Source organism: Roseateles subflavus (assembly GCF_030285365.1).
Classification (GTDB): Bacteria; Pseudomonadota; Gammaproteobacteria; order Burkholderiales; family Burkholderiaceae_C; genus Roseateles_B; species Roseateles_B subflavus.
Genome location: NZ_JASVDS010000002.1, coordinates 211,263 through 229,759, shown reverse-complemented (window position 1 = coordinate 229,759; position 18,497 = coordinate 211,263). Strand labels below are relative to the sequence as shown.

Annotated in this window: 13 protein-coding genes; 4 read left to right on the top strand and 9 right to left on the bottom strand. The window is 70.7% G+C overall.

Annotated features, from left to right (window positions below):
* Positions 1-246 precede the first annotated feature (246 nt).
* Together QRD43_RS06795 and uvrA are read right to left on the bottom strand one after the other, a co-directional pair.
* A complete protein-coding gene (locus tag QRD43_RS06795) occupies positions 247-1,062 on the bottom strand; it encodes an SIR2 family NAD-dependent protein deacylase (RefSeq protein ID WP_285981741.1) in 816 nt (271 codons plus the stop codon).
* Between the two features lie 19 nt (positions 1,063-1,081).
* Positions 1,082-6,724, bottom strand: coding sequence for an excinuclease ABC subunit UvrA (gene uvrA / locus QRD43_RS06790; RefSeq protein ID WP_285981740.1), 5,643 nt, complete (start codon positions 6,722-6,724; stop codon positions 1,082-1,084).
* A 404-nt stretch (positions 6,725-7,128) separates the two neighbouring features.
* Here uvrA and QRD43_RS06785 point away from each other — a divergent pair, with 404 nt between their 5' ends.
* Positions 7,129-7,575 (top strand): response regulator, encoded by a 447-nt coding sequence (locus tag QRD43_RS06785; RefSeq protein ID WP_285981739.1) that lies wholly within the window; start codon positions 7,129-7,131, stop codon positions 7,573-7,575.
* Between the two features lie 93 nt (positions 7,576-7,668).
* Positions 7,669-8,319, top strand: a complete 651-nt coding sequence (locus QRD43_RS06780; protein WP_285981738.1) for a hypothetical protein — start codon at positions 7,669-7,671, stop codon at positions 8,317-8,319.
* A gap of 11 nt (positions 8,320-8,330) precedes the next feature.
* Here QRD43_RS06780 and QRD43_RS06775 read toward each other — a convergent pair whose 3' ends face one another.
* The 6 genes from QRD43_RS06775 to QRD43_RS06750 all read right to left on the bottom strand — a co-directional run bounded on the left by QRD43_RS06775 (position 8,331) and on the right by QRD43_RS06750 (position 14,315).
* Positions 8,331-9,170: an alpha/beta fold hydrolase gene (locus QRD43_RS06775; RefSeq protein ID WP_285981737.1), complete on the bottom strand. Its 840-nt coding sequence runs from the start codon at positions 9,168-9,170 to the stop codon at positions 8,331-8,333.
* Positions 9,167-10,264, bottom strand: a complete 1,098-nt coding sequence (locus tag QRD43_RS06770) for a branched-chain amino acid ABC transporter permease (RefSeq protein ID WP_285981736.1) — start codon at positions 10,262-10,264, stop codon at positions 9,167-9,169. Before QRD43_RS06770 ends, QRD43_RS06775 begins: the two co-directional genes overlap by 4 nt.
* Complete coding sequence (locus QRD43_RS06765; RefSeq protein WP_434063856.1) at positions 10,264-11,199, bottom strand: branched-chain amino acid ABC transporter permease; 936 nt, start codon at positions 11,197-11,199, stop codon at positions 10,264-10,266. The genes QRD43_RS06770 and QRD43_RS06765 overlap by 1 nt, the downstream gene beginning before the upstream one ends.
* A gap of 112 nt (positions 11,200-11,311) precedes the next feature.
* Positions 11,312-12,058: an ABC transporter ATP-binding protein gene (locus tag QRD43_RS06760; RefSeq protein WP_285981734.1), complete on the bottom strand. Its 747-nt coding sequence runs from the start codon at positions 12,056-12,058 to the stop codon at positions 11,312-11,314.
* Positions 12,055-12,822, bottom strand: a complete 768-nt coding sequence (locus tag QRD43_RS06755; RefSeq protein ID WP_285981733.1) for an ABC transporter ATP-binding protein — start codon at positions 12,820-12,822, stop codon at positions 12,055-12,057. The genes QRD43_RS06760 and QRD43_RS06755 overlap by 4 nt, the downstream gene beginning before the upstream one ends.
* A gap of 290 nt (positions 12,823-13,112) precedes the next feature.
* Positions 13,113-14,315 carry a substrate-binding domain-containing protein gene (locus QRD43_RS06750; protein ID WP_285981732.1) on the bottom strand — a complete coding sequence of 401 codons (1,203 nt, stop codon included), beginning with the start codon at positions 14,313-14,315 and terminating at the stop codon, positions 13,113-13,115.
* Positions 14,316-14,636: 321 nt separating this feature from the next.
* On the opposite strand from QRD43_RS06750, the gene QRD43_RS06745 reads away from it, so the two are divergent.
* Together QRD43_RS06745 and QRD43_RS06740 are read left to right on the top strand one after the other, a co-directional pair.
* Complete coding sequence (locus tag QRD43_RS06745) at positions 14,637-15,800, top strand: serine hydrolase domain-containing protein (protein WP_285981731.1); 1,164 nt, start codon at positions 14,637-14,639, stop codon at positions 15,798-15,800.
* A 50-nt stretch (positions 15,801-15,850) separates the two neighbouring features.
* A complete protein-coding gene (locus QRD43_RS06740; protein WP_285981730.1) occupies positions 15,851-16,393 on the top strand; it encodes a GNAT family N-acetyltransferase in 543 nt (180 codons plus the stop codon).
* A 7-nt stretch (positions 16,394-16,400) separates the two neighbouring features.
* Here the strand turns inward: QRD43_RS06740 and QRD43_RS06735 are convergent, their stop codons facing one another.
* Positions 16,401-17,897: a sigma-54 interaction domain-containing protein gene (locus QRD43_RS06735; RefSeq protein ID WP_285981729.1), complete on the bottom strand. Its 1,497-nt coding sequence runs from the start codon at positions 17,895-17,897 to the stop codon at positions 16,401-16,403.
* Positions 17,898-18,497 lie beyond the last annotated feature (600 nt).

Sequence of the window (18,497 nt, the reverse complement as noted above, 5' to 3'; positions counted from 1 at the left end):
CGGCAGAGCCGGATCAGCGGCACCCGTTGGGGCGCGATGCGCTTCGCGCGATCGCGGTGGGATTTGCTTCCCCCTCACGGCGTTGCTAGCCCCCCAGGGGCGACGCCGGCTGACCGGCAGAGCCGGATCAGCGGCACCCGTTGGGGCGCGATGCGCTTCGCGCGATCGCGGTCCGGCGGGGCTGGCGACGTTTCTACGCGGAATCGATCCAGCCTTGCCACGGCGCGCGGCCCTCGAAGTTCAAGCTCACGACATGAGCGACTCGACGGCCTGCAGTCCTTCCAAGGCGCCGCAGTCCAGCCCCACGTCCAGCCGGCCGGGGACCTGCCATTCGCGGGGGTTGATGCGCAAGAGCCGTCCTTCCAGCCGATGCAGCACATGCTGGCTGAACATCCGCACGGAGGGCACCGCCGTGCCCGCGCCCACCTCGATGACCAAGGGCCGTCGTGCGGCGGCCAGGCGCGGCGCCACGCGATGCGCCTGCGCCCGCTCGCGGGAGTCCACCCAGGCGTCGTCGCCGAACATGAGCACATTGGGCCGGGCCAGGGCACCGCAATGCGGGCACAGGGGCCAGGTGTTGCGCAGCTCGCAGCGCTCCTCATCGACGTCCGGCTCGAAGGCATCGGCTGACCAGACCGCGTCCGTGCAGGCGTGGCTGCACTGCAGGTGGCGCAGCGAGCCGTGACATTCCCAGATCTCGACCTCGTCGACGCCCGCCCGCTGGAACTGAGCGTCCACATTGCTGGTGTAGACCACGCCGCCGAGATCCGCCCGCGCCATCCAGCGTCGCAGGATCGCGAAGCCCTCATGCGGCACCGTGCGGCGATACAGCGCCAGCCGATGGCCATAGAAGCCCCAGGCCTGGCGCGGGGCCTCGGTGAAGCGCGCAGGATTGGCCGCGGCATAGAAGTCGATGCCGCTGCGCGCGAGCGCCGGGTAGGCCTGCCAGAATCCCTCGCGGCCGCGGAAGTCGGGCAGACCGGAGTCCACCCCCATGCCGGCGCCGGCCGCGACCACGATCAGGTCCGCCTGCTCGACAAGCTCGGCGGCGTGCTGCAGCAAGGACGGATCCAGGGGTGCCTCAGCCACGCTGGAGCACCGGCGCCAGTGCGCGGCCGGTGTGGCTGCCGCTGGCCACCACGGCCTCCGGCGTGCCCGCCACCACGACGCGCCCGCCACCCGTGCCGCCTTCGGGGCCGAGGTCGAGGATCCAGTCGGCCTCGGCGATGACGTCGAGGTCGTGCTCGATCACCACCACCGAATGCCCGCCCTCCACCAGCCGGTGCAGCACACGGATCAGCTTCTCGACATCGGCCATGTGCAGGCCCACGGTGGGCTCGTCCAGCACGTAGAGCGTGTGCGGCGACTTCTGGCCGCGGCGCGTGACGTCGTCCCGCACCTTCACCAGCTCGCTGACCAGCTTGATGCGCTGCGCCTCACCGCCGGAGAGCGTCGGGCTCGGCTGTCCCAGCGTGAGATAGCCCAGGCCCACGTCCTGCAACAGCTTCAGCGGGTGGGCGATGGAGGGCATGGCGGCGAAGAAGTCCACGGCCTCGTCCACCTCCATGGCCAGCACATCGCCGATGCTCTTGCCGCGCCAGCTCACGCCCAGCGTCTCGGGGTTGAAGCGCTGGCCGTGGCACTGGTCGCACAGCACCTTCACATCGGGCAGGAAGCTCATCTCGATGGTCTTCATGCCCTGGCCTTCGCAGCCGGGGCAGCGCCCCTCGCCCGTGTTGAAGCTGAAGCGGCCGGCAGCGTAGCCGCGCGCCTTGGCCTCCAGCGTCTCGGCGAAGAGTTTGCGGATGGCGTCCCAGAAGCCGATGTAGGTGGCCGGGCAGGAACGCGGTGTCTTGCCGATGGGGGTCTGGTCGACCTCCAGCACGCGGTCCACCTGCTCATGACCCGTGACGGACTCGCAGCCGATCCAGCGCGAGGGCGCCTTGCGCAGCGGCACGGCCATCGCCATGTTGGCCAGCAGGACGTCGCGCGCCAGCGTGGACTTGCCCGAGCCCGAGACGCCCGTCACCGCGACCAGGCGCTGCAGCGGGACGTCCACCGTCACGCCCTGGAGGTTGTGCAGCGTCGCGCCGTGCACGCCAAGTTTCGGGCCCTCGCCGGTCCAGGGACGGCGCCCCTGCAGCGGATGCCGCAGCGGCTGCGCCAGGAAGCGGCCGGTGAGCGAATCGGCATGCGCCGCCAGCTCCGCCGCCGACCCCTGGGCGATGACGCGCCCCCCGCGCTTGCCCGCACCCGGGCCGATGTCGATGATGTGGTCGGCGCGGCGGATGGTGTCCTCGTCGTGCTCCACGACCACCAGCGTGTTGCCCTTGTCGCCCAGCGTGGCCAGGGCATCGAGCAGGATCTGGTTGTCCCGCGGGTGCAGGCCGATGGTGGGCTCGTCCAGCACGTAGCAGACGCCCTGTAGATGGCTGCCCAGCTGCGCCGCGAGGCGGATGCGCTGCGCCTCGCCGCCCGAGAGCGTCGGTGCCGCGCGGTCCAGAGTCAGGTAGCCGAGGCCGACCTGCTCGAGGAACTCCAGGCGGCCCCGGATCTCGCTCACGACGTCGCGGGCGATCTCGGCATCCCGCCCGCGCAGGGCAAGACCTGACACCCATTCACGCGCCTGGCTGACGCTCCAGCCCGCCACGGCGGCGATGCCCTCGCCCTCGAAGGTGACGGCCCGCGCGGTGGGGTTCAGGCGCGCCCCCTGGCATTCGGGGCAGGCCGCGTCGGCCAGGCCCTCCACCTCGACCTCGGCGTTGAAGCTCTGCTCGCGGCCGCGGTTGTCCTTGTCCTGCTGGGAGTCGTCGAGGAGCTTGCGCTGCTCCTTGCTGAGCGCCAGGCCCGTGCCCACGCAGCTGTGGCACCAGCCGTGCTTGGAGTTGTAGCTGAACAGGCGCGGGTCGAGCTCGGGGTAGCTCTCGCCACAGGTGGGGCAGGCGCGCTTGGTGGAGAACACGCGCACGGCGCCGAGGCCGGCCGTGGACGCGCCGCTCTTCAGCGCCGCCTGAAGGCCATCCAGGGGGCTCAGCACGTGCAGCACGCCCTTGCCGTGGTCCAGGGCCTTCAGCAGGTACTCGCGCAGCTCGCCTTCCTTCTCGGGCGACACGACGAGATCGCCCACCGGCAGCTCCAGCGTGTGCTCCTTGAAGCGGTCCAGCTTGGGCCAGGGCGCCACGGGCAGGAACTCGCCGTCCACGCGCAGATGGCTGTGGCCGCGGCCCTTGGCCCATTTGGCGAGGTCCGTGTAGAGGCCCTTGCGGTTCATCACCAGCGGCGCCAGCAGGCCGATGTGCTGGCCGCGGTAGTCCCGCATCAGCTGCGCGAGGATGGACTCCACGCTCTGCGGCTTCACGGGCGTGCCGTCGTGGCGGCAGTGCTGCACGCCGAGCTTCACGTAGAGCAGGCGCAGGAAGTGCCAGACCTCGGTGGTGGTGGCCACCGTGCTCTTGCGGCCGCCGCGCGAGAGGCGCTGCTCGATGGCCACCGTGGGCGGGATGCCCCACACCGCGTCGACCTCCGGCCGCCCCGCCGGCTGCACGATGGAGCGCGCGTAGGCGTTGAGCGACTCCAGGTAGCGGCGCTGCCCCTCGTTGAAGAGGATGTCGAAGGCGAGCGTGGACTTGCCGGAGCCCGACACGCCGGTGATGACGTTGAACTTGCCGCGCGGGATGGCCACGTCGACCGACTTCAGGTTGTGCTCGCGGGCATTGACGATGCGGATGGCCTCCTCGGCCTGCGCACGGCGGGCGCGCACCACGCTCTGCAGCGGACGGCCCTCCTCCACCTGCATGGCGGGGCGGTCCATGTGCAGGGCGTACTCGCGCAGGGCCTCGGCCGTGTGCGAGGTGGGGTGCTCGCGCACCTCCTCGGGCGTGCCCTGGCAGACGACCAGGCCGCCGTCCTCGCCGCCCTCGGGGCCGAGGTCGATCAGCCAGTCGGCCGCGCGGATCACGTCGAGGTTGTGCTCGATGAGGATCAGCGAATGCCCCGCGCCGAGCAGCTTGCGCATCGCGCGCATGAGCTTGGCGATGTCGTCGAAATGCAGGCCGGTGGTGGGCTCGTCGAAGAGGAAGAGCGTGCCCTTCTTCGCGACGGACTGGCGGCTCTTGCTCGCGCTGCTCGCGGCCTCGGCCAGGAAGCCGGCGAGCTTGAGACGCTGGGCCTCGCCGCCGGACAGCGTCGGCACGGGCTGGCCCAGGCGCACGTACTCCAGGCCCACGTCGAGGATGGGCTGCAGCTTGACCAGCACCTCGCGGTCGTAGCGGAAGAGGTGCACGGCCTCGCTCGCGGTGAGCTCCAGCACGTCGGAGACGGAGAACTCCCGCTCATCCCGGATCACCTTGACGTCGAGGATCTCCGCGCGGAAGCGGCGGCCGTCGCAATCGGGGCAGCGCAGGTAGACGTCGGAGAGGAACTGCATCTCGACGTGCTCGAAGCCCGAGCCGCCGCAGGTGGGGCAGCGGCCGTCGCCCGCGTTGAAGCTGAACATGCCCGCGGTGTAGCTGCGTTCCTGCGCGAGCGGCGTGGCGGCAAAGAGCTTGCGGATCTCGTCGAAGGCCCCGACATAGCTGGCCGGATTCGAGCGCGCCGTCTTGCCGATGGGCGACTGGTCCACGAAGACGGCATCGGCGAGCCAGTCCGCGCCCAGCAGGCGGTCGTGCGCGCCCGGGGCCTCGGTGGCCCGGCCGTAGTGGCGGGCGAGCGCGGGGTAGAGCACGTCCTGCATCAGCGTGCTCTTGCCCGAGCCCGAGACGCCGGTGACGACGACCATGCGCTGCAGCGGGAACTCCACGCTGACGTTCTTCAGGTTGTGCTCCCGGGCGCCTTCGAGGATGAGGCGCGGCGTCGAGGCGTCCACGAGGCGCTTCAGCCCCATGCCCACCTGCTTGCGCGCGCCGAGGTAGGCACCGGTGAGCGTGTCCGCCGCGCGGATCGCCTCCGGTGTGCCGTCGAAGACGATGCTGCCGCCCTTCTCGCCGGGGCCGGGGCCCATGTCGATGAGGCGGTCGGCGGCCAGCATCACCGCGGGGTCGTGCTCGACGACCACCAGCGTGTTGCCGGCGTCGCGCAGGCGGTGCATGGCCTGCACGATGCGGTTCATGTCCCGCGGGTGCAGGCCGATGCTGGGCTCGTCCAGCACGAAGAGGGTGTTCACCAGGGAGGTGCCGAGCGCCGTGGTGAGGTTGATGCGCTGCACCTCGCCGCCCGAGAGCGTGCGGCTCTGGCGGTCCAGGGTGAGGTAGCCCAGGCCCACGTCGCAGAGGTACTTGAGCCGGTTGCGGATCTCCTCCAGCAGCAGCTTCAGCGCCTCGTCCAGCATCGTGGAGGGCAGCTGCAGCTCATCCATGAAGCGGCGCAGGCGGTGCATGGGCAGCTGCATCAGGTCATGCAGATGCAGGCCCGGCAGGGCCTCCAGCTGGTCCCGGCGCCAGGCCGTGCCGCTGGGCAGGAAGCGCTGCTCGCGCGGCAGGGCGGCGTCGGCCAGCGCGGCCGAGCCCACGCGCCACAGCAGGGCCTCGGTCTTGAGGCGCGCGCCGCGGCAGTCCGGGCATTCGGTGTAGCTGCGGTACTTGGACAAGAGCACGCGGATGTGCATCTTGTAGGCCTTGCTCTCGAGGTACTCGAAGAAGCGGTGCACGCCGTACCACTGCTGGTTCCACTTGCCGTTCCAGTTCGGCGAGCCGTTGACGACCCAGTCCTTCTGCGAGGCCGTGAGCTGGCTCCAGGCGGTGTCCCGCGGGATGCCGGCATCGCCCGCGTGGCGCATGAGGTCGTCCTGGCATTCAGCCCAGGCCGGCGTCTGCAGAGGCTTGATGGCCCCGGCGCGCAGGGTCTTCTTCTCGTCGGGGATGACGAGGCCGAGGTCCACGCCGATCACCCGGCCGAAGCCGCGGCAGGTCTCGCACGCGCCCATGGCCGAGTTGAAGGAGAACAGGGCCGGCTGCGGGTCCTGGTAGCGCAGGTCGCTGTCGGGGCAGTGCAGGCCGGTGGAGTAGCGCCACAGCTCGGGCGCCTGCTCGTCGCTGCCGCCGGCGTAGACGCTCAGGCGACCGCTGCCGCGCTTCAGGGCCAGCTCGATGGCCTCCATCGCACGCTGGGTGTCCACGCCCTGCATGCGGAAGCGGTCCGCCGCCACATCGAGCACCTTGCGGTCGCCCGACTCGCGCTCCGCCTGGATCCGCGTGAAACCGCTGGCCGCCAGCCACTGCTGCACCTGCTCGGCGCTGGTGTTCGCCGGCAGCTCGACCGGGAAGGTCAGCACCAGTCGCGGATCATCTGCGAGCGTCCGGGCCTTGAGCTCGGCGAAGATCGTCTGCGCCGTGTCGTGGCGCACCGCCTGGGCCGTCTGGCGGTCGTAGAGCTGGGCGGCGCGGGCGAACAGGAGCTTCAGGTGGTCGTTCAGCTCCGTCATCGTGCCGACCGTGGAGCGCGAGGTGCGCACCGGGTTGGTCTGGTCGATGGCGATGGCGGGGGGCACGCCCTCCACCTTGTCCACCGCCGGCCGGTCCATGCGGTCCAGGAACTGCCGGGCGTAGGCTGAAAACGTTTCCACATAGCGGCGCTGGCCCTCGGCATAGAGGGTGTCGAAGACCAGGCTCGACTTGCCGGAGCCGCTGGGGCCCGTCACCACCGTCAGCTCATGGGTGGCGATGTCCAGGTCCAGGTTCTTGAGGTTGTGCTGGCGGGCACCGCGAATCTTGATATGACCGTCGGACATCTTGGGGGTCTCTGGCAGGAAGAGGCGGTCATTCTAGGGAGCGCGATGACACGAATCTGTCAGCAGCGGCGATGGCCCTGACGCCGCCTCCGGTACGTCGCCCGCCCCTGCCGCTTGCCTTGTATCAAGACCTGTCCCCCGGACGCCCCGTTTCTGCCGCGTAAACGGCGCCGAAGGGCATTGCGCCTTCGCCGTTCCGGGTGCAACATCACGCCCCGAACGAGCCGGAAATCAAGTACAAGGGATAACCCTAGGCCTGTTCGCCTGCTGGCCGGGGATGTCTGTCCCGTCCTCAGGGAGGTGCCGCCGCGCTGGACGGCACACGGATCGCCAGCCCCCCGCCGGCGCTTCGCAGTCACGGCGCGCGGCGAATGGAAATGGGCCAACGAGCAGGTGGGCAGTTCATGACGACAGCAGGCACGAACGGGAGTTCCTCGGGCATCAACCCCGGCAGCGCGGCGATCCGCACGCAGGTGCTGCTGGTCGAGGACAACCCCGTCAACCAGGTCGTCGCGCTGGAGTTCCTGTCTCTCATGGGCCTGCGCAGCCGCCTGGCCAACAACGGCCTCGAAGCCGTGGACGCCTGCATGCAGGCCGCGCCGGACCTCGTGCTGATGGACATCCAGATGCCTGGCATGGACGGCCTCGAGTGCGCCCGCCGCCTGCGCGATCTGCAGGCCCGCGCGCAGCTGCCGCACTTTCCCATCCTCGCCCTCACCGCCCACGCCCTCGAGAGCGACGTGAAGGCCAGCCTCGCCGCCGGCATGGACGAGCACCTCACCAAGCCTCTCGACTTCGCCGCCCTGCGCCGCCGGCTGGACCACTGGCTCGGCCGCGGCACCGCGCACTGAGGCCTGCCGGCGACGCAGAGCGCATCGCCCGGCGGTCGGGCCGGTCGGGGTGCCCGCCGGTCTCGCCATAATCCGCGGCCAAGGAGAGAGGCCGTGATCGAGATTCCCAAGCTGAGCAAGCCCGCGGGCGAGGACAAGGCGCCGCGCTGGTTCCACGTGGCCGTGGCCATGAGCATGGTGCTGAGCGCCGGCGCCGCCCTGGTGTCCGCCCTCAAGACCAGCGCCACCATGCAGGCGCTGGTCGACCAGAACGCCCGCCTGGTCCGGGCCGGTTCCACCCCCATCCTGCAGTTCTACACGGGCAATGTGAGCCCGGAGGGCAAGGCGCGCCTGCGCATCTGGGTCGAGAACGTCGGCACGGGCCCGGCGCGCATCGTCTCGCTGAAGCTCCGGCTCAAGGACCAGGTGCTGGACGACGTCCGGGAGCTGCCCGCGCTGGCGGCCCAGGCGCCCGGCGAGGCCGTGCTGGCCGGCCAGGGCTTCCCCTTCATCCGCAGCACGATCGAGGGCCATGTGCTGGCCGCGGGGCATCAGCGGTCCATGTTCGAGGCCACGCGCGAGCACATGCGCGAGGGCGAGAACCTGCAGCTCTACGGTCGTCTGGACGAGCGGCTGCACCAGGTCCAGGCCGAGGCCTGCTACTGCTCCGTGTTCGACGAATGCTGGGTGACGGACTTCGGCCCGCAGCTGCCCAAGGCCGTCGCCCGCTGCGACGTGCCGAAGCGCGACGCCGGCAAGACCTGACCCCGCCTCCGTCAGCCGCCCTCGATGAAGCGCCGCACCAGCTCGAGCTGCGCCGGCACGTTGAGCGCGGGCGCATGGCCGCAGCCGGGGATCGTCGCGACGGCGGCGCAGGGCCCGCGCACGCGCATGGCCTCGGCCGTCTCGACCAGCAGCAGGTCGGAGTCCTCGCCGCGCAGGCACAGCACGGGCAGGCTGAGGCTGTCCCATTCGGTCCAGCGCTCGTAGTCGTCGGGCCGGTTGACGAACTGCCGCACCATCGCCGGGTCGTAGTGCGGCGTCACGCGCCCATCGGGCAGGCGTCGCAGCGAGGTCTCGGTCAGCAGCCGCCACTGGGCATCGCTGAGCCAGCCATAGGGCCGGTAGACCTGCCGGAAGTACTGTTCGAGTTCGGTCACCGTGTCGAAGGCCTGCGGGTTGCCCGCGTAGGCGCGGATGCGTGCGATGGCCGGCGCCGCGAGCGAGGGGCCGTTGTCGTTCAACACCAGGCGCTCGATGCGACCGCGCAGCGTCGTCGCCGCCGCCACGGTCCCGATCGCCCCGCCCATCGACGTGCCGACCCAGTGGAAGCGCCCCAGCCCCAGCTGGTCCACCAGCGCCGTGGCGAGCTGCACATAGAAGTCCAGGCAGTACTCGCGGTCCGGCTCGGGGCTCCACTGCGAGAGGCCGCGGCCGATCGTGTCCGGGCAGATCACGCGGTAGCGCGGGCTGAGGAAGGCGGCCAGGGCGTCCATGTCCCGCCCGGTGCGGGCGAGGCCGTGCCAGGCGATCACGACCGGCCCGTCCGCCGGCCCCCAGTCGGTGTAGTGGATCTCGCGGCCCGCGCACGCCAGGTAGTGCGATGTGAAGCTCATGTCCGCTCCTTGTCGAGGGCCGCGATCGCCTGCCGGGCCGCCCGCAGCCGCAGGCCGCCGACGATGCCCGCCGGGAAGTGATAGACCGCCAGCACGAAGAGCAGGCCGAGCCACAGCAGCCAGCGGTCCGGCGAGATCAGCTGTGCCAGCACGGGCACGCCTTCCACCGCGGCGGCGCCCAGTCGCATCAGGTCCTGCAGATAGGCCTGGGCCGCCATGAACAGCACGCTGCCCACGATGGCGCCGTAGAGGCTGCCCATGCCACCGATGACGCAGATCAGCAGCACGTCCAGCATCAGCTCCAGCGACAGCGAGGTGTCCGGCCCGTTGTAGCGCAGCCAGACGGCCAACATCGCGCCGGCCAGGGTGGCGAAGAGCGCGGCCAGCACGGTGGCCAGGACGCGGTAGACCACCGTGCGGTAGCCGATGGCCTCGGCCCGGAAGTCGTTCTCGCGGATGGCCTGCAGCACGCGGCCGAAGGGCGAGTTCACGATGCGCAGCATCAGCAGGGTGAGTGCCACCGTGCAGGCGCACAGCAGGTAGTAGGCCGCGAAGCGCCCGTCGATGCTGGCGCCGAGGCAGGGCTCCTCGAGGAACTCCGTGCCGGGCTGCAGCAGCTCGGGCACCTGGAAGCTCAGGCCGTCCTCGCCGCCCGTGAACTCCGACAGCTGCGAGGCCAGACCCAGGAAGGCGGAGGCGACGGCCAGCGTGATCATGGCGAAGAAGATGGCCTTGACCCGCAGCGAGAAGAGGCCGATCAGCACGGACAGCAGCAGGCTCGCGAGCAGCGCCGCGCCGGTACCGACGGCCAGCGCCGGCCAGCCCGGGCCCATCTGGTTGCTGGCGATGGCCACACCGTAGGCACCGATGCCGAAGAACATCGTGTGCGCGAAGCTCACGATGCCGGTGTAGCCCAGCAGCAGGTCGTAGCTCGCCACGAGCACGATGAACACGAGGATCTTGGCCGCCACATTGAGCGCCTTGATCCCCGGGAAGAGGAAGGGCGTCAGCAGGAGACCGGCCACGCAGGCCGCGAGCAGCAGCGCCAGCAGGCGGCTGCGCGGCAGGTCATGGGACAACAGGGCGCGCAGCATCAGCGGGCCTCCACGGGATACAGGCCCTGCGGCCGCCACAGCAGCACCGCCACCATCAGGCCGATGGTGGAGAACAGCGCGGCCTTGGGAAAGAGGAAGCCGCAGTAGTTGGCCATCAGCCCCACGGCCAGCGCGCCCACGAAGCAGCCGAGTGTCGAGCCCAGGCCACCGATGATGATGACGATGAAGATCAGCGTGTTCACCTGCGCGCCGATCTGCGGCGTCACCCCCTGCTGGTACAGGCCCCACATCACGCCGCCCAGGCCCGCCAGCGCCGAGCCCGCCACGAAGACGGCCACGAACAGCCGGCGGATGCGGTAGCCCAGGCTCTCCACCATCTCGCGGTCCTGCACGCCGGCCCGGATCAGCAGGCCGAGCTTGGTGCGGTTGAGCAGCCACAGCAGCCCCGCGAACACGGCCAGGCCCACGACCACGGCCAGCAGGCGGAACTTCTCGACGGCGACGTCGCCCATCAGGAGCGAGCCGCGCAGGCCTTCGGGCACCGGCAGCGGCACCAGCTGCGCGCCCCACAGCAGCTTGATGCACTCCTCGCCGATGATCATGCCGCCCATCGTGATGAGGATCTGCTTGAGGTGCATGCCGTACACCGGCCGCACCAGCACACGCTCGAACAGCAGGCCCACCGCGCCGGCCACGGCCATGCCTGCCAGGCTGGCCAGGGCGACGGCGACGAGGTTGGCGGCCAGGCTGCTGCCCTCGCCCGTCCAGGCCGTCATGCCGCCCATCACCGTGGTGGCCATGAACGCCCCGAGCGCGATGAACACGCCGTGGCCGAAGTTCATCACGTCCATGAGGCCGAAGACCAGCGTGAGGCCCGAGGCGATGATGAAGATGATCAGCCCCATCGCCAGACCGGCGATGGTGAGCGTGGCCCAGGTGGAGGCGCTGCCGGTGAGGGCCAGCGCGAGCGCCATGAGCCCCAGCAGCAGCGCGATGGGCTGCCAGTCGAGCTTCAGGCGCAGGCCCGCCGCGCGCGCGGGCGCGGTCGAGGCCGGGGACGTCATGGGAATGCTCATGCGCTGCTCCTCATTGATGGGCCGCGAGCGAGAGCCCCAGCAGCCGCTGCTGCAGGGCCTCGTCGGCGGCCAGGTCGGCCATGCGACCCGCATGCACGACGCGGCCGTCGTCCATCACCGCCACACCGTCGCCGAGCTGGCGGGCCATGTGGAAGTTCTGCTCCACCAGCAGCACCGTCGTGCGGCTGCGCTTGAGCTCCTGCAGGGACTCGATCAGGTTCTGCACGATGGCCGGCGCCAGGCCCTTGGAGGGCTCGTCGATGAGCAGCAGGCGCCGCGGCTCGATCAGCGCCCGGGCGATCGCGAGCATCTGCTTCTGCCCGCCCGAGAGCTTGCCCGCCGGGTAGTGCCAGAACTTCCTCAGCGCCGGAAAGAGGCCGAAGAGCCAGGCCAGGCGGGCGTCGTCCAGCTGATCCAGCCGGCGGGCGTCGCGGGCCGCCAGCAGCAGGTTCTCGGCCACGCTCAGGGCGCCGAAGATGCCCATGTTCTCGGGCACGTAGGCGATGCTCTGCCGCGCGATCTCCGGCGTGGCCAGCTGCAGGCCCGGTCCGCCGATGGGCTGACCGGACAGCAAGACCTGACCCCCGCTCGGTTGCCACAGGCCCATGATGCTGCGCAGCGTCGTGGTCTTGCCGGCGCCGTTGCGGCCCAGCAGCAGCGTCAGCTCGCCCTCGGGCACCACGAGGTCCACGCCATGCAGGATGTGATACGCCCCGATGTGCGTCTGCACCCCGCGCAGTTCCAGCAGCGGCGTCATGCGACCACCTCCTCGGCGCCCGTCGCCGCCACGCCCAGGTAGGCCTCCTGCACGACCGGCAGCGCCATCACCTCGGCCGGCGCGCCGTCCGCCACCAGGGCGCCCTGGTGCAGCACGATGACGCGGTCCGCCAGTTCGCGCACCACGTCCATCTTGTGCTCGACCAGCAGGATGGTGTGCCGCCCTTCCCGCTTCAGATCGCGGATCAGGTCCAGCACCACCGGCACCTCGTCCACGCTCATGCCCGCGGTGGGCTCGTCGAACAGGTAGACCTTGGGCTGCAGCGCCATCAGCACGGCGACCTCGAGCTTGCGCTGGTCCCCATGCGGCAGGCTGGCCGCGAGGGCCTGGGCCTTGGACGAGAGCCGCACCCGCTCCAGCAGCGCCATCGATTCCTCGATCAGCGCCTTGTGGTTCACCCACACCGACAGCATCTTCAGGCCCAGCCCCTGCCGCGCCTGCACCGCCAGCCGCACGTTCTCCAGCACCGGCAGGTGCGGAAAGAGCTGCGTGAGCTGGAACGCCCGCCCCAGCCCCTTGCGCGTGCGCAGCGGCGCCGACAGCGCGCTCAGGTCCTCGCCATCCAGCAAGACCTGACCCTCACTCGCCGGCAGCTGCCCCGAGATCAGGTTGAAATAGGTCGTCTTGCCCGCCCCGTTGGGCCCCACGATGGCCGTCAGCGAGCCCGGCACGAACGCGCACGAGACCCGATCGACGGCCACATGCCCACCGAACCGTATCGTCAGATTCCGAGTTTCAAGCACAGCAGTTCCAGAAAGAAACGAAGTAGCACCATCCCAGCTTCCAGCGCCCGAGGCGTAGCGAGCGAACGCTGGACCAGGCGCGGGGGGACCCAAAGACCGGAGCGACCTGGCGGGTCGTGAGGATCTTTGGGAGGACCCGCAACGACGGCCAGCGTTCGCGCAGTAGCCGAGCCGCGAGCGGACGCTGGACCAGGCGCGGGGGGACCCAGAGACCGGAGCGACCTGGCGGGTCGTGAGGATCTTTGGGAGGCCCCGCAACGACGCCAGGCGGCCGCGCAGCAGCCGAGCGATCAGCGCTTATTGCGGATGGGGATGGCCATCTCCTCCGCCTTGATCTCCCGCACCAGCTCCGGCACCCCCCAGTCGAACGCCTTGTCCACCTTGATCTTGAAGTGGTACATCGACTGCATCGCCTGATGGTCCTCCGCACGGAAGCTCATGCGGCCCTTGGGCGTCTCGAAGCTCATGCCCTCCATGGCCTTGATCAGCTTGTTCGTGCCCGTGTCGCCGCCCGTCTTCCTGAGGGCCTCGACGAGCGCGATCGCCGCCGTCATGCCGCCCGCGGTGAAGAAGTCCGGCGGGGTCTTGAACTGCTTGTAGTGGTTGGCCACCAGCCATTCGTTGACGGGGTTCTTGGGCATGCCGAAGTAGTAGTAGCTCGCGCCCTCCATGCCCGGGAACTGCTTGTAGGCCACCATCGCCGGCAGGATGTTGCCGCCGGTGGCGATCTCGATGCCATAGCGCTTCAGGTCCAGGTCGGCGATCTTGAAGGGATTGCCGCCACCGGCCCAGATGATGAAGATCACCTTGCGGCCGGGCTGGTCCTTGAGCTTGTCGATCAGGCGCTGGGCACCGGCGGTGAAGTCCGTCGTGTTGGTCGGCAGGTACTCCTCATGGACCAGCTTCGCCTTCTTGATGGCATCGCGGAAGGCCTTCACGCCGTCGCGACCGAAGGCGTAGTCCTGGGCCAGCGTGGCGATCACGGTGCCGGGCTTGTCCAGCGCCACGGCATTGGCGATGGCGTCCTGCGAGCTGTTGCGGCCGGTGCGGAAGATGTACTTGTTCCACTTCTCGCCGGTGATGGCATCGGCCACCGCCGGCTCCACCAGCAGGATCTTCTTGTACTCCTCGGCCACGGGCAGCAGGGCCAGGGCCACGCCGCTCGACGAGGGGCCCACGGCGATGTCCGCCTTGTCATCGCCATAGGCCGCGGCCAGCAGGCTCTTGCCCACGTCGGGCTTGCCCTGGTCGTCCTTCTCGATGACCACCAGCTTCTTGCCGTTGACCGTCATGGTGCCACCGGTGGCGTAGTCCAGGCCCATCATCAGGCCGGTCTGCGTCTGCTTGCCGTAGGCCTCCAGCGGGCCGGTCTTGGAGTAGACGTGGGCGATGCGGATCTCGTTGCCGGCGGCCTGCGCGGCCAGGGGGAGGGCCAGCAGGGCGCTGGCGCCGAGCAGGGCGAGGCTCGCCACGCGACGGTGGATGAGGGGCATGACAGGTCTCCTGTTGTGATGCGCCCCGGGATCGGCGCCCGGGACTGGCCATCATGGTGCAAGCCCCGTGCCCACGGCAGCCCCGGAGGCCCCGCAGCCCGCACAAACTCGCGTAAACCCCGAGCGGCAGGCCCGCGACAGGCCCGCCACCCCCCTCTACCATCCGCGCCAGCAGCCCCCGGCGGGCAGGGGACCCGGCCTGCGCCGCGTGCGTCAAGACCTGACCCTGACCGATTCATGGACAGGCCTGTTCAAATTTCAAACACAGCGCTTCGCCTGTCTGCCCCGCAGACAGCGGAGTCCGAGTGGGGAGGATGCGCAATGACTACTGCCGCGACACGGCGCCAGGTGCTGCGTCAGGGGCTGGCGACCGGACTCGGGTGCAGCCTGGGCCTGGGGGGTGCCCACGCCCACCCGGCCGCAGCCCCGGCACCGGGCCGGGTGGGCGCGGGCGCCCTGGCCCGCGTGGACCGCTATGCCCGGCAGTGGCTGAAGGACCAGCAGATGCCGGGCCTGGCCCTGGCCCTGCTGCAGGACGGCGAGCCGCTCCTCGCCGCCGGCCTGGGTTGGGGCGACGTGGGGCGGCAGCACGCCGTCACCGTGGACACACGCTTCGCCCTGTGCTCGATCTCCAAGCCCCTGCTGTGCTGCGCCGCACAGCTGATGGTGGAGGACGGCCAGCTGCGCCTGGACCAGCGCCTGGCCGACCTCATCGACGGCCTGCCCGAGCCTTGGCAGGCCATCACGCTGCAGCAGCTGATGCAGCACACGGCCGGCCTGGCCCCCAACGTCGACATCACCGACCCGGAGGTGCGGGCGCTCTTCCCTCGCAACTATGGCGAGGCGCAGTGGCTGCCCCTCGTCGCGCGCCTGCCTTTGCAGAGCCCGCCCGGGCAGCGCTTCCTCTACAGCAACATCGGCTACAACCTGCTGGCCAGCGCGGTCAGCCGGCTGGCCGGGCGTCCTTACGAGCAGGTGCTGGCGCAGCGCCTGTTCGAGCCGCTGGGCATGACGAGCGCCCGGCTGATGGCGCCCACCCCCGGCTTCGCGGACATGGCCTCACCCCACCAGCGCCGCGCCGGCGTCATCGTCGACATCGGCGCGGAGCAGCCGCCGGGCGTGCGCAGCTGGATGGCGGCGGGCTGCGGCGGCTTTGAGATGAGTCTGCGGGACATGATCCAGTGGGAGCGCGCACTGCAGGGCTGGGGCCGCTTCAAGCCGTACCGGGCCGTGTTCGAGAAGCTCTGGGCCCAGGGCGTGCCCACCGGAGAGGGCCCTGCCTACGGCCGGGGCTGGAACTTCCAGCGCGACACGGCCGGCCGGCTGCAGGTCTGGCACGAGGGTCAGAGCGAGGGCTTCTCGGTGCGCCTCGAGCGCTTCCCCGAACTGGGCCGGGCCCTCATCCTGCTGGGCAACCTCGGCGACTTCAAGCCCGGCGACCTGGGCCGCGCGCTCCGGGACCTGGCGTGGCAGGCCCGCGCCTGAGCCGACCCCTGCCCTTTGGCGGCGCCGCCCGGCTTCACTAGCATCGTCCCATGAGCGTCCTCCACACCCCCCGCCTCCGCCTGGAACCCATGGTCCCGGCCCATCGCCTCGGACTGAACCACCTCAACAGCGACCCGGTGGTGATGCGCTATCTCGGCGGCCGCCCCGAGACACCGGAGGAGACGGACGCCGCCATCGCTCGGGTGCAGGCCCGCTGGGCCTCGCTCGGCTTCGGCTGGTGGAGCTTCATCGAGCAGGGCAGCGAGGAGATCGTCGGCGCGGGCTGCATCCAGCACCTGGCCCACATCGCCGGCGAGCCGCTGGAGATCGGCTGGCGGCTGCGGCAGGACCGCTGGGGCCGCGGCCTGGCCAGCGAGGCCGCACAGGCCATGGGCGACTTCGCCTTCCGGACGCAGCCCATCGAGCTGCTGGTGTCCGTCTGCCATCCGGAGAACGAGAACTCCTGGCGCGTGATGGCGCGCCTGGGCATGCGGGACGTGGGCTTGAGCCGCGCCTATGACATGGACGTGCGCCGCTACGAGATCAGCCGCGCCGAGTGGGAGGCGCGCGCTGCAGCGCGGCCGGCGCGCTGAGCGCCCCTCAGCCCTGGTCCAGCAGCGGCAGCTTGTCGTAGAGCGAGGCGCGGGACATGCGCAGCAGCTTGGCCGCGGCCAGCTTGTTGCCCCCCGTCGCCCGCAGCGCGGCGCGCAGGGCGGCCCGCTCCAGTTCGGCAATCTGCTCGGCCAGCGGACGCAGCAGGCGCGGATCGTCCGGCCGCGGCTCGGCCGTCGGCAGCACCGTCGGACGATCGCCTCCCGCCGGGCCCCCCAGCCGGGGCGCGGCGCTGGCCGCGTGCTTGAGGTAGGGCGCCAGCTGCGCGGCCTGCAGCAGCATCTCGTCGCCCATCAGGCAGGCCTGCTCCAGCACATTGCGCAGCTCGCGGATGTTGCCCGGCCAGTCCTGGCGCATCAGCAGTTCCAGCGCGTCCGGCGCCAGGCTGCGAGAGGCCATGCCGGCGCGGCGCACGATGTCCTCCAGCAGCGCCTCGGCCAGTGCCTCGACGTCGTCCAGCCGTTCACGCAGGGCCGGCACGCGCAGGGGAAGCACATTGAGGCGGTAGAACAGATCGGCGCGGAACTCGCCGCGGGCCACCATCGCCGGCAGGTCCCGGCTGGTGGCGGCGATCACGCGGACATCGACGCGGATCACGGTATTGCTGCCAAGCGGCTCCAGCTCCTGCTCCTGCAGCACCCGCAGCAGCTTGCTCTGCAGCGGCAGCGGCATGTCGCCGATCTCGTCCAGGAACAGCGTGCCGCCGTCGGCCAGCTTGAACTTGCCCTCGCGGCCCTTGCGGTCGGCGCCCGTGTAGGCGCCCGGGGCGACGCCGAAGAACTCGGCCTCCAGCAGCGTCTCGGGCACGGCGGCGATGTTGAGGCTCACCAGCGGCTTGAGCGCGCGCGGCGAGGCGGTGTGGATGGCGTGTGCGAGCAGCTCCTTGCCCGTGCCCGTCTCGCCCAGCAGCAGCACGGTGGCGTCGGACAGCGCCGCGCGGCGCGCCTGGCGCTTGATCTCCAGTGCCGGCGCGCTGCTGCCCACGAAGCTGGCGATGCTGTACTTGGGCCGGCGGTTCTTCACCTGCTCGGCGGCCAGCTGCCGGCGGGTGTCGTCCAGCTCCTGCTGCAGGCGGTTGAACTTGGCGATCAGCGGCTGCAGCGTCGTCTCGGGATGGTCCAGCAGGACCATGCCGACCGCACCGATCACCTCGCCGCGGTCGTCCCGCAGCGGCAGGCGGCTGACGAGAAAGGTGCCGGCCTTGTTGGTCAGCAGGTCCACGAGCATGGGCTGGCCCTGGTCCACCACCTGCGCCATCAGCGTGTTGGGCACCACCTCCTCCACGCGCCGCCCCACGAACTCCGTCTCGTGCCCGAAGCCCAGCGCCGGCAGGAAGCGCTTGTAGCCATCGGAGATCCAGACGATGCGATGCTGGCGGTCGACCACCATCATGCCCTCCACCGCCTGGGCGAAGACCTCGAACATGGACTGCGCCGCCAGGCGCAGCACGCCGTCGGCGTCTTGGGGCAGTTGGGGCGGGTTCATCGGGTGCGGTACTGCTGCAGCGGGAACAGCCGGGGACTGTAGCGCGGGGCGGAACAAAGGCCATGGGCGCGGGACTCGGAGAAACCATTACACGCCCGGGATTCGCGACCGCCCGATCGTCGCTACCATCGGGCCCGAAAAAAAACACATCCATGCCAACCATGAGGGAGGAACGCATGATCCAGCGTTCAGAAGGGTCGCGCCTGCGCGGACGGCCCCTGCCGGGCCCAGTCATCGCCCGCCGACGGCGCAGCCGCGCCGGCCACGCGCCGCCGGTGCTCCCGCGGCCGGGCTGATCGCCCCACACGCCCCCATCCTGACTCGCCCCCCAGCGTGACGCCCGGTCACCGGGGAACGAAGCCGGTCGACCGCCCTGCCGCCACGGCAACGGCCGCGCCGCCCTGTACCTGCGCCCTGTCCATGAAACAAGATCGCCTTGCCCGCACGACGCCCCGTCGCGTCCTGGGCCTCCTCGCCGCCACGTCCCTGACCCTGACCGCCTGCGGTGGCGGTGGCAGCGACGCCAGTCCGACACCCACGCCCGCCCCGGTGCCGGTTCCAGCGCCCACGCCCACGCCCACGCCCACGCCGGTGCCAGCC

What these genes read in the sequence shown, in the direction of transcription:
- QRD43_RS06760 (WP_285981734.1), bottom strand. Translation starts at nt 12,058, where the DNA reads ATGACGCCGCTGCTGGAACTGCGCGGGGTGCAGACGCACATCGGGGCG.
- QRD43_RS06770 (WP_285981736.1), bottom strand. Translation starts at nt 10,264, where the DNA reads ATGCTGCGCGCCCTGTTGTCCCATGACCTGCCGCGCAGCCGCCTGCTG.
- QRD43_RS06775 (WP_285981737.1), bottom strand. Translation starts at nt 9,170, where the DNA reads ATGAGCTTCACATCGCACTACCTGGCGTGCGCGGGCCGCGAGATCCAC.
- uvrA (WP_285981740.1), bottom strand. Translation starts at nt 6,724, where the DNA reads ATGTCCGACGGTCATATCAAGATTCGCGGTGCCCGCCAGCACAACCTC.
- QRD43_RS06745 (WP_285981731.1), top strand. Translation starts at nt 14,637, where the DNA reads ATGACTACTGCCGCGACACGGCGCCAGGTGCTGCGTCAGGGGCTGGCG.
- QRD43_RS06750 (WP_285981732.1), bottom strand. Translation starts at nt 14,315, where the DNA reads ATGCCCCTCATCCACCGTCGCGTGGCGAGCCTCGCCCTGCTCGGCGCC.
- QRD43_RS06740 (WP_285981730.1), top strand. Translation starts at nt 15,851, where the DNA reads ATGAGCGTCCTCCACACCCCCCGCCTCCGCCTGGAACCCATGGTCCCG.
- QRD43_RS06735 (WP_285981729.1), bottom strand. Translation starts at nt 17,897, where the DNA reads ATGAACCCGCCCCAACTGCCCCAAGACGCCGACGGCGTGCTGCGCCTG.
- QRD43_RS06785 (WP_285981739.1), top strand. Translation starts at nt 7,129, where the DNA reads ATGACGACAGCAGGCACGAACGGGAGTTCCTCGGGCATCAACCCCGGC.
- QRD43_RS06765 (WP_434063856.1), bottom strand. Translation starts at nt 11,199, where the DNA reads ATGGCGCTCGCGCTGGCCCTCACCGGCAGCGCCTCCACCTGGGCCACG.